14 protein-coding genes are annotated in these 11,386 nt (G+C 70.6%); 4 read left to right on the plus strand and 10 right to left on the minus strand.

The window, feature by feature from the left end:
- Positions 1-102 precede the first annotated feature (102 nt).
- The 4 genes from AB0H87_RS29825 (at position 103) to AB0H87_RS29840 (ending at position 3,403) form a co-directional block, all read left to right on the plus strand.
- Positions 103-1,257: a hypothetical protein gene (locus AB0H87_RS29825; RefSeq protein WP_360152868.1), complete on the plus strand. Its 1,155-nt coding sequence runs from the start codon at positions 103-105 to the stop codon at positions 1,255-1,257.
- Positions 1,254-1,604, plus strand: a complete 351-nt coding sequence (locus tag AB0H87_RS29830) for a hypothetical protein (protein ID WP_360152871.1) — start codon at positions 1,254-1,256, stop codon at positions 1,602-1,604. Before AB0H87_RS29825 ends, AB0H87_RS29830 begins: the two co-directional genes overlap by 4 nt.
- Positions 1,605-1,838: 234 nt before the next feature.
- On the plus strand, positions 1,839-2,855 hold the full coding sequence (locus AB0H87_RS29835) for a hypothetical protein (protein WP_360152873.1): 1,017 nt from the start codon (positions 1,839-1,841) through the stop codon (positions 2,853-2,855).
- A 50-nt stretch (positions 2,856-2,905) separates the two neighbouring features.
- The gene (locus tag AB0H87_RS29840) at positions 2,906-3,403 is read left to right on the plus strand and encodes a TspO/MBR family protein (protein WP_360152876.1); all 498 of its coding nucleotides are present in this window, start codon (positions 2,906-2,908) and stop codon (positions 3,401-3,403) included.
- A gap of 43 nt (positions 3,404-3,446) precedes the next feature.
- On the opposite strand, the gene AB0H87_RS29845 is transcribed toward AB0H87_RS29840, so the two are convergent.
- The 10 genes from AB0H87_RS29845 to AB0H87_RS29890 all read right to left on the minus strand — a co-directional run.
- Entirely contained in the window at positions 3,447-4,178 is a 732-nt protein-coding gene (locus AB0H87_RS29845) for an ABC transporter ATP-binding protein (RefSeq protein ID WP_360152879.1), read from the minus strand.
- Positions 4,151-4,912, minus strand: coding sequence for an ABC transporter permease (locus tag AB0H87_RS29850; RefSeq protein WP_360152882.1), 762 nt, complete (start codon positions 4,910-4,912; stop codon positions 4,151-4,153). The genes AB0H87_RS29845 and AB0H87_RS29850 overlap by 28 nt, the downstream gene beginning before the upstream one ends.
- Entirely contained in the window at positions 4,909-5,874 is a 966-nt protein-coding gene (locus tag AB0H87_RS29855; RefSeq protein ID WP_360152885.1) for an aliphatic sulfonate ABC transporter substrate-binding protein, read from the minus strand. The genes AB0H87_RS29850 and AB0H87_RS29855 overlap by 4 nt, the downstream gene beginning before the upstream one ends.
- Positions 5,871-6,365, minus strand: coding sequence for a carbonic anhydrase (locus tag AB0H87_RS29860; protein ID WP_360152888.1), 495 nt, complete (start codon positions 6,363-6,365; stop codon positions 5,871-5,873). The genes AB0H87_RS29855 and AB0H87_RS29860 overlap by 4 nt, the downstream gene beginning before the upstream one ends.
- Before the next feature lie 4 nt (positions 6,366-6,369).
- On the minus strand, positions 6,370-7,164 hold the full coding sequence (locus AB0H87_RS29865) for a rhodanese-like domain-containing protein (RefSeq protein ID WP_360152891.1): 795 nt from the start codon (positions 7,162-7,164) through the stop codon (positions 6,370-6,372).
- Entirely contained in the window at positions 7,161-8,513 is a 1,353-nt protein-coding gene (locus AB0H87_RS29870) for an NtaA/DmoA family FMN-dependent monooxygenase (RefSeq protein WP_360152894.1), read from the minus strand. The genes AB0H87_RS29865 and AB0H87_RS29870 overlap by 4 nt, the downstream gene beginning before the upstream one ends.
- The gene (locus tag AB0H87_RS29875) at positions 8,510-9,307 is read right to left on the minus strand and encodes an ABC transporter ATP-binding protein (protein WP_360152897.1); all 798 of its coding nucleotides are present in this window, start codon (positions 9,305-9,307) and stop codon (positions 8,510-8,512) included. Before AB0H87_RS29875 ends, AB0H87_RS29870 begins: the two co-directional genes overlap by 4 nt.
- A gap of 2 nt (positions 9,308-9,309) precedes the next feature.
- Positions 9,310-10,122 carry an ABC transporter permease gene (locus AB0H87_RS29880; RefSeq protein ID WP_360152900.1) on the minus strand — a complete coding sequence of 271 codons (813 nt, stop codon included), beginning with the start codon at positions 10,120-10,122 and terminating at the stop codon, positions 9,310-9,312.
- Positions 10,119-11,183: an ABC transporter substrate-binding protein gene (locus AB0H87_RS29885; RefSeq protein WP_360152903.1), complete on the minus strand. Its 1,065-nt coding sequence runs from the start codon at positions 11,181-11,183 to the stop codon at positions 10,119-10,121. Before AB0H87_RS29885 ends, AB0H87_RS29880 begins: the two co-directional genes overlap by 4 nt.
- Positions 11,184-11,202: 19 nt before the next feature.
- A partial coding sequence (locus AB0H87_RS29890; RefSeq protein ID WP_360152906.1) for a hypothetical protein occupies positions 11,203-11,386 on the minus strand: 184 nt, incomplete at its 5' end.

The following is an 11,386-nucleotide window of genomic DNA, read 5'->3' on the forward strand; positions in this document are numbered from 1 at the left end:
GGCGCCTCGTGTCGGTGGTTGCGCTTCCGCAACGTCCAATCAGCTGAACCCGGCGCAGTTGTGACTGGCGATTTCCTGGGCACCGGCTTCTAAGATCCTGGTATGCAATTGAGCAGAGTGCTGGAACAGCAGATCGCGGTGTTCGGCGAGACCGGCAGCGGCAAGACCGTCTTGCTCTCCTCGTTTTATGGAGCTACGCAGGAACCTCGTTACCTGCAGAGGAACTTTTTCCATGTCATTGCGGACGATATCGGGCAAGGCGCTCGGTTGCATCGAAACTACCTCGGGATGCGAGACTCGGCGCGGATGCCGACGGCCACCAAATTCGCCGCCACGTCCTACTCTTTCTGCGTCAAGCTGAGGGACGGCTCTGCTGCCACCGATGCGAGTTACAGACCATTCGATGCCCTACGCCTTATCTGGCACGACTATCCGGGAGAGTGGTTCGATCAGGACGTGAGCGGGCCGGAGGAGGCTCAGCGCAGGATTGACACCTTCCGGTCATTGTTGGGTGCTGACGTCGCGCTCCTGCTCGTCGATGGTCAGCGGTTACTGGACCACGCAGGCGAAGAGGAGCGATACCTCAAATCGCTGTTGGTCAATATGCGCAACGGACTGCTTTCGCTCAAGGATGATCTGCTGGCCGGCGGCAAACCTCTCGTCGAGTTTCCGCGCATCTGGATGATGGCGTTGTCGAAGGCCGACTTGCTCCCGCACCTGGACGTCTTCAAGTTCCGGGATCTCCTCATCGACAAGGCGTGCGACGAGATCGACGAACTGCGCAAGGTCCTCGTGGGTCTGGTGGAGGCGGGCGACGCACTGTCCATGGGCGAGGACTTCGTACTGTTGTCGTCAGCGAAGTTCGAGGCGGGAAAGATCAAGCTGACCGAGCGCGTCGGCCTGGAACTCATCCTGCCATTGGCGGCCGTTCTCCCCTTCGAGCGACACGTCCGATGGACCCAGGCGTGGCAGATCCCCGGGAAAGTGGCCGAGAATCTGCTGAATGGCGCCGGAGCCCTGGCCGCAGCGTTAATAGGGCACAGGAGCAGTCGACTGCCTGGACCGTTGGGCTCCCTGGTAAACCTATTCGGTCCTGATGTTGTGAACGACGCCTTCACGCTTGCGGGTGACAAACTCCGAAAAATGAACTCCGAGGCGGTCGCCAAGAAGGAACACCTTTCCGCCACGCTGACCGGCTTCCGCATGGATTTGGACAACGGCGAAGAAAAGCAGATCCTCCTCAGGAGCCGCCGATGAACCTCATCTGGGCTACCCGAGGGCGGGTGTGGGGTTTTCGCTTCCTGCTGGACGGTGGATTTTCGGATCCACTGCCGAAGTATGAAGAAGCATTTTTGGGTGTCGCCGACGAAATGAAAGTCTTCCACCGCACGGGCGAGTTGGTGGCGTTACGCTTCCCGGATCCTCTGGGGCGGGTCGACGCGGCCAGTCGGATAATCCCACACGATTTTGTCGTCCTCGGACCTTTGGCCGAACCCATGGAGTCAGTCGATGACGGTCTTCGATTGATCTGGCGCCGGCCCGAGGTTGCTGACGAATACGCTCGGATTTGGGATCTGGCCAAGCCGCCCGCGGCTAAGGGATGACGTCAGTGACGTTGTCCGTCTTACGTGGACGCTTGGGACGGTGAGCCGTACCGACCTCCGGACGCAGACCGGCGGATAGATCCGAGACATCACGGGGGACGAGACTGACCTGATCTTCGGCCAGGCAGCGTGTCCGCCGCAGGGATTCGCACGGGTGGCTTCCACGGCCGTGACGAAGATCGGGGCCGAGGCGCTAGACGTCGGTGTGGGCAACGTCGACGGAAAGGCGCGGGGATGGCGGCCAAGTCTGAGAGCGACCTCGCGATCGCGGGCTACGAACTGCCCGACGATGCCCGGCTCGTCGACGGTGCCGCGCTGCTGGAGCATCCCGGGTTCTGGGCCGTCTACCTCGCCTACATGGGCGGCGCGGTCTACGACACGTCCGCCGCGTTCGGTGCCTCCGACGCCGATCGTGCCGACCTCGAGCGGGCGTTGCTGGACCAGGCGCGGTGGCCGGTGTTGTCCGTGCGGCTGGCACCCATGCGCAACTGGTGGCGCTGGCTGCGCATCGTCAACCGCAACGTGGCCGGCGACGGTGGCGTCGACGTGCTGGTCACCTCCGACCTCGGCGGGTCGGCCATCCGGATCGGCGCGTTGGGCCAGTACCACGGCCCCGCGCTGTGCTGGGAAGAGCTGCGCGCCCTGGCCGACCTGCCCGACCCGACGCTGACGCCCGCCCAGCGCCTGCTGCTCGCCCTGCCGTTCGTCGGCGACGACGCGGTGCCGGCGGACGCCCGCACCGTCGTCGCCGAGGCGTTGCGGGCCGTGGGTGCGACCGGCGACGTCGACTCCCTCGTCAGCGACTACGTCTCCGCCGGCAGCTCGTCGCTGTGGGAGATCCGGCACGGCGTGCGGATGTGCCGCGCCCGCCACGCCCTGCGGCACATGCAGGACACCTCGCTCAACGAGCTGCGGGAGGTCGACCTCGCGTTCGGCGGCCGGTTCTTCCGCAGCCGGTCCGCGAGCCGTGAGTTCCGACCCAGGGCGGCCGGGCGGACGGCGCCCCGGTGGCGGTTCGAGGTGGCCGAGGCCGAGCCGCGACCGGACGGCACTGGCCTGCGCCTGCTGGGCCGGCTGGACGGCGAGATCCGCGACGGCGAGCCCGCACGGCTGGCGACCGGCGGCGCCGACGTGAAGATCGCCGAGGTGCGGATAGGTGAGGAGTCCGCGACCCGCTACCTGGCGCTGACCATCGACACGGACCTGCCACCACCCGCGCCCGGCGCGCTGCTGCATCCCGTCGACGGGTGACCCGTGCGTCGATTCGCATGAACAGCGGGCGAGCGGGAACCTAGCCCGGCATGACGACCGTTTCATGGGCGAATCGGAACGCGAGGGGCGGGCGCCGCTGGCTGGCACTGGCCGGGTTCGCGGCGGCCGCGGCGCTGGCGGCGGCGATCGGCGGGCTCGGGGTCAGCGGCACCGCCGAGGAGTACCAGGCGCTGCGGCAACCCGGCTGGGCGCCGCCGTCGTGGCTGTTCGGCCCGGTGTGGTCGGCGCTCTACGCGACCATCGCGCTCGCGGGCTGGCTGGTGTGGCGACGCACGGGCTTCACGACCGCGTTGTGGGTCTGGACCGCCCAGCTGGTGCTCAACGCCGCCTGGACCCCGTTGTTCTTCGGCGCCGGACAGTACGGCCTCGCCTTCGCCGACATCGTGGCGATGTGGATCGCGGTCGTCGCGACCATCGTGCTCTTCTGGCGCGTGCACCGGCCCGCCGCGCTGTTGCTGGTCCCGTACCTCGCCTGGGTCACCTACGCGAGCGCGCTCAACCTCGCGATCTGGCAGCTCAACACCTGAGTCACGACCGCGTCGTCGCGGACGGGCCCCGTCGAACGCCCGCCTACACCTCCGCTTTCGCGCCGGCCGGCACGGGCACGCCGAGCCGGGCCAGCAGGCCGCGGCGGAGCACGCCGAAGCCGGGGTGGTCCGGGGCGCGCGGCCGGTCGAGGTCCACGGCGATGTCCTCGGCGATGACGCCCGCGTCGAGCACGAGGACGCGGTCGGCGAGCAGGAGTGCTTCGTCGACGTCGTGGGTGACGAACAGCGCCGCGAACCCGTGCTCGGCCCTCAGCCGGCCGAACAGGCCCTGCATGCGCAGCCGGGTCAGTGCGTCGAGCGCGCCGTACGGCTCGTCGAGCAGGAGCAGGTCGGGTTCCCGGACCAGGGCGCGCGCGAAGGCGACCCGCTGGGCCTGCCCGCCGGAGAGCTCGGCCGGCCAGGCGCGCTGGCGGTCGGCCAGGCCGACCTCGGCGAGGGCCGCGGCGACCCGGCCCCGGACGTCGCCGGTCAGCCCGAGGCCGACGTTGGCCGCGACCCGCTTCCACGGCAGGAGACGGTGCTCCTGGAAGACGACGGCGCTGCGGCCGTTGCGGTGGATGGTGCCGGCGGCTTCCGCGTCCAGCCCGGCGAGCGCCCGCAACAGCGTGCTCTTGCCCGATCCGCTGCCGCCGAGGAGCGCGACCACCTCGCGGCGCCGGATGACGATGTCCACTCCGGACAGTACGACCGCGTCGCCGAACGCGCGCCGCACACCGTGACCGGCGATCAGCTCGCTTTCAGCCCGACCCGCCATGCGAGGGCCCTCCGTTCCACGGCGCGCAGGATCAGGTCGGAGGCGAGGCCGAGCAGCCCGTACACGAACAGTCCCAGGACGACGACGTCGATCTGGCTGAACTCGCGGGCCTCCATCATCATGAAGCCGATGCCGCTCTGCGCCGCGACCTGTTCGCCGACCACGAGGCTCAGCCACGCGGCCGCGATGGCCAGGCGCAGCCCGAGCAGCAGCGACGGCAGGGAGCCGGGCAGCACGACGTGGCGTACGCGGGACAGGGTCGACAGGCCACACGTGCGCGCGGCCTCGACCAGGCGCTCGTCGACGTCGCGGATGCCGGCGTAGGTGTTGAGATAGAGCGGGAAGAACGCGCCGAGCGCGACCAGCGTCACCTTGAGCGACTCGTCGATGCCGACCCACACGATGACGAGCGGCACGAGCGCGAGGTGGGGGAGCATACGGGCCATCTGCACGGGCGGGTCGACCAGGTCGTCGCCCAGCCGGACGAGGCCCGCGACCGTGCCGAGGACCACGCCGAGCGCGCCGCCGATGGCGAGGCCCAGTGCGGCTCGGGTGAGCGAGTCGCCGAGGTGGGTGCCGAGATCGCCGTCGCGGGCCAGCCGCCAGCCGGTCTCCAGCACGGTGCTGGGCGCGGGCAGCTTCGCCGGCGGGATCACGCCGCCCCGGCTGGCCGCCTCCCATGCGAGGAGGACGGCCACCGGGGTGACGGCACGCCGCCAGCGGCGTGCCGTCACCGGAACACGTCCGAGTACGTCTCGTCCACCCGCGACCTGATGTCGACCGGCTCCGGGATCAGTTCGAGCTTCGCGAACCCGTCGGCGATCGTCTGGATCTCGGCCCCGACGGTCGCGTCGATCGGCGCGAGCGGCTTGGCGCTGCGGCTCAGCGCCCGCGTGGCGACCGCCTCGTCGATCTTCAGCTCCGGCGCGAGCACGCGGGCGCGTTCCGGCGGGTTGGCGATGCCCCAGTCGGTGGTCTCGCGGTAGGTCTTGAGGAACGCCTCGAGCTGCGGCCCCTTGTCCTTCAGCGCGTCCGGGGCGGCCAGGATGTACTCGCGGTTGTTGACCAGGTTCGACGCGTCGACGAGCACCTTCACGCCCGGCTGCTCGGCGAGCGCGAAGTACGGGTCCCAGATGATCCACGCGTCGACCTGGTCGTTGTCGAACGCCGGCCGTCCCTCGGCGGGCTTGAGGTACTTGACGGTGATGTCGGCGAGCGTCATGTTGTTGGCTTCGAGCAGCTTCACCAGCAGCCAGTGCACGTTGGAGCCCTTGTTGAGGGCGACCGTCTTCCCCTTGAGGTCGGCGAACGAGCTGAACCCGCTCTTCTCCTTGACCAGCACGGCCTCGCCCTGCGGGATCGGCTCCGACGTGCCGATGATGCGGAAGTCGGTCTTGCCGGCGGCGGCGAAGATCGGCGGGGCCTCGCCGGTCTGTCCGATGTCGATGCTGCCGGCCTTGAGCGCCTCGGTCAGCGCCGGACCGCTCTCGAACAGCGACCAGGTGACCTCGGGCGCGGCCGCGCGGGCCTTGACCAGGGCCAGGCCGCCGAAGCGCTGGTAGCCGACCCGCAGCGGGCCGCCGCCGGTGGCGGCCGCGGCGCCCTCGTCGCCCCCGCAGGCGGTGAGCCCGCCGGAGACGGCGACGAGCAGCAGCGCCAGTCCGAAGCTCCGCCATCTCGTGAGCCGGCGGGTCACGGCGTGACCTCGCGCAGCTTGCCCGTGTGCACGTCGTAGACGAAGCCCCGGACCGATTCCTTGACCGGGATGAACGGGTCGGCCTGGATGCGCCGGATCGACTGGCGGACGTCCTCGTCCAGGTCGCTGAACGCCTCGGCGGCCCAGGCCGGCTTCTGCCCGGTCTCCGCCTGGATGCCGGCCTTGAACGCGTCGTCGGTGAAGGTCAGCATGCCGCAGTCGGTGTGGTGGATCAGGATGATCTCCCGCGTGCCGAGCAGCCGCTGACTGATCGCGAGGCTGCGCAGCTGGTCGGCGGTGACCACGCCACCCGCGTTGCGGATCACGTGCGCGTCGCCCTCGGCCAGGCCGAGCAGGCCGTAGGGGTTGAGGCGCGCGTCCATGCAGGCCACGACCGCGACGTGCCGGGCCGGCGGCAGCGGCAGGTCGCCCTTGTCGAACGCGTCGGCGTACGCGGACGCGTTGGCGAGCAGGTCGTCGGTGACGGTCACGCGATCACGATCCTTCGGGGGACGGGGTACGGGAGATCGGCCGGCGGGGGTCGCCGGACCAGGCCGAGAACGAGCCGACGAACAGGGCCGCGTCGACGCCCAGCGACGCGAGCACCGCGGCCTCGTGTGCGGCCGCGACCCCGCCGCCGCAGTAGACGCCGACCGGCCGCCCGTCGTCGAGGTCGAACGCCGCGAACCGCTTGCGCAGGGTGTCCGCGTCGAGCAGGCGCCCGTCGTGGCCGAGGTTGTCCCGGGTCGGCAGCGAGATCGCACCGGGGATGTGGCCCTCGGCGAAGGCCTGTGGTCCGCGGGCATCGAGGAGCCGGCCGGCGCCGGCGTACTCGGCGGCCCGGTCGGCGTCCAGCTCACGCAGGTGGCCGGGGGAGAGCGTCACGTCGCCGGGCACCGGCGCCGGCACGTCGTGCGTGACGCCGCGTCCCGCGGCCGCCCAGGCGGCCAGCCCACCGTCGAGCAGGCGGACCGACGCGATGCCGGCCCAGCGCAGCACCCACCAGGCGCGGCCGGCCTGCGTGCCGCCGCTGCCGTCGTAGACGACCACTGTGGACGCGCTGGAGATGCCCCACGAGCGGGCGTGTGCCTGCAGGTCGTCGACCGCGGGCAGCGGCCGGCGACCGTCCGAGTCGGACGACGGCACGCCCTGGAGGGTGGACGCCAGGTCGACCGGGACCGCGCCGGGGATCAGCCCGCCGGCCCCGTCGCCCACGTGCAGCAGCACCGGCGGCCGCGGCGACGCCAGCGCCGCGGCCAGCTCGGCGACGGAGACGATCACGGCGCTCATGCCGCGGCCAGCGCGGTCGTGAACTGGTTCGCGGGTTTGCGCAGCCCGAAGAACTCGCGGAACGTGCGCTCGCTGCCGTACTCCGTGCGGAACAGGCCGCGCCGTTGCAGCTCGGGCACCACCAGGTCGACGAACGCGTCCAGCGGCCCGGGCAGGTACGGCGGGAAGAGGATGAACCCGTCGACCGTCCGCTCGCGGAACTGCTCCTCGATGTAGTCCGCGACCTGTGCGCCGTCGCCGACCGCGACCTGCTTGCCGTGTGTGCGCTTGAAGAACAGCGCCAGCTCGCGCAAGGTCGGCGAGGAGTCGTCGTACGCGTGCCGGGCCCGGTCGAGGATCAGCGCCGCGCGCCCGGTCAGCCCGGCGAGCTGCGGCACCTCGGAGATCGGGGCGTCCAGCCGCTGACCGGCCAGGTCGACGCCGAGCGCCGCGGACAGCGGCTCCAGCCGGGCCTCGGCGACCGTCAGGTGCTGGATCTCGCGGAACTTGGCGTGCGCCTCGCGGGCTGTGGCGGCCACGTAGACCGGCAGTCCGGCCACGATCGGCTGGTCCTCGGTCCGCCCGTACGCCGCGAGCCTGGCCTTGGTCTGCTGGTAGTAGGCCTTCGCGGCGGCCGTGTCCTGCAGCAGGACGAACCGGATGTCCGCGTACTTCGCGCCGAACTCGTGTGACTCCTCCGACGATCCGGCGTGCAGGATCGGCACGTGTCCCTGCGGCGGACGGGCGATGTTGAGCGGCCCGTCGACGGAGAAGTAGCGGCCGCGGTAGTCGACGCGGTGCACCTTGGCCTCGTCGATGAACGTGCCGCCGGCCTTGTCGGCGACCAGCGCGTCGTCCTCCCAGCTATCCCAGAGCCCGCGGGCCACCTCGACGAACTCGCTGGTCCACTCGTAGCGTCTGGTCGCGTCCCAGTGCGACTCGCGGCCGAAGTTGCCGGCGGCCTCCTCGTTCTTGCCGGTCACGATGTTCCACGCGATCCGGCCGTCGCTGAGGTGGTCGAGCTGGGCGGTCGCGCGGGCGATCGTGTACGGGTCGGCGTAGGTGGTGTTGACGGTCGTGACGATGCCGATCCGGCTGGTCACCGCGGCGACGAACGCGGCCGTGGTCAACGCCTCGGGCCGCAGCACCTCGTTGGGCGCCTCGTGCTGCGACGAGGGCAGCCCGACGACCCGGTCGCCGATGAAGTAGAAGTCGAGCTTGCCCCGCTCGGCCGTCTCCGCCGTGCGGCGCAGGAACGCCCGGTCGAACGTGCCGTGCGCGCTCGCCTCCGGCAGCCGCCAGCCGGCGGGGTGGAAGCCGGTCGCCCAGATCGAGAAGCCCAGCTTCACGTGTCGCCGTTCGTCGCTCATGGAGTGTCCTTCGTGGAGTGGAAGCCGAGGTCGGCGCGAATGGTGTCGTGCAGGTCGAGGAAGGCCGGCGACCGCAGGTCCCGTGGCCGGGGATGGTCGCGCAGCGGGTGGTCGCGCAGGATCCGGCCCGGCCGTGGCGCCAGCGTGACGACCCGGTCCGAGAGGCTCAGCGCCTCGGACACGTCGTGGGTGACGAGCACCGTGGTGGTGCCGAGCTCCGCGCGTACACCCAGCAGCAGTTCGTGCAGTGACTCGCGGGTCCAGGCGTCGAGGGCGCCGAACGGCTCGTCCATCAGCAGCACCGCGGGCCGGTAGACCAACGCCTGCGCGATCGACACGCGCTGCCGCATGCCGCCGGAGAGCTCGTGCGGACGGCGGTGGGCGGCGTCGGCGAGGCCGACCCGGTCGAGCAGGTCGCGGGCGCGCTCGAGCCGCTCGCGCTTGGGCACGCCGTGCAGCTCCAGCGGGAAGGCGACGTTCTGCAGGGCGGTGCGCCAGGCCAGCAGCCGGTCGTCCTGGGTGATGTAGGCGCGGCGGGGCAGCCCGCCGCCGGCCGACTCCCGGCTGATCGTGACGCTGCCGCTGGTCGGGGTGAGCAGGCCGGCGATGATGTTGAGCAGGGTCGACTTGCCGCAGCCGCTGGTGCCGACGAACGAGACGAACTCGCCGGCCGCGATCTCCAGGTCGACGTCGCGCAACGCCTCGACGGACCCGGCGAACACGTGGCTCAGCCCGCGGATGGCGATCGAACCGCCCCGGACGGCCGGCCGGACCGGCGCCGTGGTCGTGCTCATGGCTACCTCTTCTCCTTCGGGATCCACCGCAGCAGCCGCGCCTCGACGAACGCGGCGACCAGCGAGAGGACCTGGACCAGCGCGGTCAGCACGACCACGGCGGCGAACAGCGCCGGGATGTCGAGCAGGTTGCTGGCCCGCACGACGAGGTAGCCGACACCGCGGTTGGAGCCCAGGAACTCGGCGATCACCACGGCCAGCGCCGTCTTCGGCAGCGCCATCTTGAACGCGGAGGCGAGGAACGGCAGCGCCGCCCACAGCCGGATCTTGACCAGCACCTGCCACCGGCTCGCCTCCAGGATCCGGGCCAGCTCCAAGTAGCGCGCGTCGGTGTTGCGCAACCCCTGGAACGCCGCGATGAACACGATGAACGAGGCCGTCAGGTACGCCATCAGGATCTTCGTAGCGATCCCGAAGCCGAACCAGACGATGAAGATCGGCACCAGCGCGATGTTCGGGATCGCGTTGAAGGCGATGATGTACGTCTCGGCGAACCGGCCGAGCCGCGGCAGCTCGGTGAACACCACGGCGAGCAGGAACGCGGCGACGGAGCCGGCGACGAATCCGATCAGCAGGGCCTGCAGGGTGAACGAGAGATGGAAGACCAGCCGGCCGTCCTCGATCCACTCCCACAGCTGCTTCCCGACGGAGATCGGGTCGGTGATCAGCAGCGGGTCGACCCACCGGCCCGAGGCCACCTGCCAGAGGACCAGGAACGCGGCGACGACCAGGGTGTGCTGCGCGACGCGGGCCAGCGGAGCGTGCGACCGGGGTGGCCGCTGTCCGACCTCGACGCGGAGCTCGGTGACCGTCATGGCGCGACCGGGGGCAGGTAGGCGTCGGTGTACGCCTCGTCGACCGTGAACGTCTTCTTGATGTTGCCGCTGGCCACCGCGAACGCGACCTGCGCCTCGATGGCCGGCGTCGGGTGGCGGCTGTCCGGCGGCGTGTTCTTCTTGTTGGCCTCGACGATCGCGGTGATCCGGGCGTCGGACAGGTCCGGATAGACCTTGCCGAGCGACGCGATGATCTCCGGCACCGAGTGGCCGACGACGAAGTCCGCGCCGCGCTGGTAGGCCTTGAAGAACCGCTTGGCCACGTCGCTGTGCCCGCGCGCCCAGTCGTCGTTGATGATCGTCTCGGCCGACCGCGCGTTGGCGACCAGCGGTGTCTCCGCGACGATCTCGTCGTGGGTGAGCAGCTCGACCGCGTGGCCCGACTGGACGAGCAGGTGGTTGTTGGGCGGGCTGGCCAGCCAGACGTTGACCGCGCCGTCCTTGACGCCGGCGACCTGGTTGACCTGGTCGAGCGGGATGATCTCGATGTCCCGCTCGGGGTCGAGTCCGTAATGGTCGGCCAGGTAGATCGTCGCTCGCTCGTAGAGGCCGCCGGCGGCGTTGACGGCCCACACGCTGCCCTTGATCTGGGCGAGCCGGTCCTTGGGCGGGAGCTTCACGAACGCGGCCGGGTCGATGCCCTTCTTCTTCAGGTACGCGACGGAGATGATCGGGGTCCAGTCGTTGGTGATCTGGACCGCGGCGCCGAGCTTGATGTTCTTGCCGTGCTCGCGGCCCTGCAGCGCGGTCGACAGCGACAGGAAGCCGACGTTCGCCTGGTCGTTGATGAGCGCCTGGAGGATCAGCGGTGCGCCGTTGACCTGGACCTCCTCGACCTCGATGCCCTCGGCGGCGAAGTAGCCCTCGGCCCGGGCGATGTTGTAGGCGAGCTGCGTGCCGGCCGAGTCGCCGGAGGTGCCGACCAGCACACGGTCGGCGCCGGCGGCGGCGGCCGCGCCCGGCTCGACGTCGTCGAGTCCGCAGGCGGCCAGGGGCAGGAGCAGGGCGAAGGCGGCCAGGGTACGGAGGGGTTTACGCATGTGTCTGGTTCCGTTTCGGTCAGGCCGTCGCGGCCGGATCAGGTTGGCGGTCGTGGCGGCCGGGTCGGCCGCTCAGTCGGGTGGTGAACAGGTGGCCGAGGTCGACCAGCGGCTCGAGCAGTGGCAACAGCCGCCGGCTGAACGGCAGCGACGCCCGGCCGTGCAGGTCGAGCGCGACGTCGATCGACGGGCCGACCGCCGCG

The sequence above is a fragment of the Asanoa sp. NPDC050611 genome, assembly GCF_040654855.1.
In the GTDB taxonomy this organism is placed as follows: Bacteria; Actinomycetota; Actinomycetes; order Mycobacteriales; family Micromonosporaceae; genus Asanoa.

Excerpts from the sequence above, each read along its gene's own strand:
- AB0H87_RS29825 (WP_360152868.1), top strand. The coding sequence starts at position 103 with ATGCAATTGAGCAGAGTGCTGGAACAGCAGATCGCGGTGTTCGGCGAG.
- AB0H87_RS29830 (WP_360152871.1), top strand. The coding sequence starts at position 1,254 with ATGAACCTCATCTGGGCTACCCGAGGGCGGGTGTGGGGTTTTCGCTTC.
- AB0H87_RS29835 (WP_360152873.1), top strand. The coding sequence starts at position 1,839 with ATGGCGGCCAAGTCTGAGAGCGACCTCGCGATCGCGGGCTACGAACTG.
- AB0H87_RS29840 (WP_360152876.1), top strand. The coding sequence starts at position 2,906 with ATGACGACCGTTTCATGGGCGAATCGGAACGCGAGGGGCGGGCGCCGC.
- AB0H87_RS29845 (WP_360152879.1), bottom strand. The coding sequence starts at position 4,178 with ATGGCGGGTCGGGCTGAAAGCGAGCTGATCGCCGGTCACGGTGTGCGG.
- AB0H87_RS29865 (WP_360152891.1), bottom strand. The coding sequence starts at position 7,164 with ATGAGCGCCGTGATCGTCTCCGTCGCCGAGCTGGCCGCGGCGCTGGCG.
- AB0H87_RS29870 (WP_360152894.1), bottom strand. The coding sequence starts at position 8,513 with ATGAGCGACGAACGGCGACACGTGAAGCTGGGCTTCTCGATCTGGGCG.
- AB0H87_RS29875 (WP_360152897.1), bottom strand. The coding sequence starts at position 9,307 with ATGAGCACGACCACGGCGCCGGTCCGGCCGGCCGTCCGGGGCGGTTCG.
- AB0H87_RS29880 (WP_360152900.1), bottom strand. The coding sequence starts at position 10,122 with ATGACGGTCACCGAGCTCCGCGTCGAGGTCGGACAGCGGCCACCCCGG.
- AB0H87_RS29885 (WP_360152903.1), bottom strand. The coding sequence starts at position 11,183 with ATGCGTAAACCCCTCCGTACCCTGGCCGCCTTCGCCCTGCTCCTGCCC.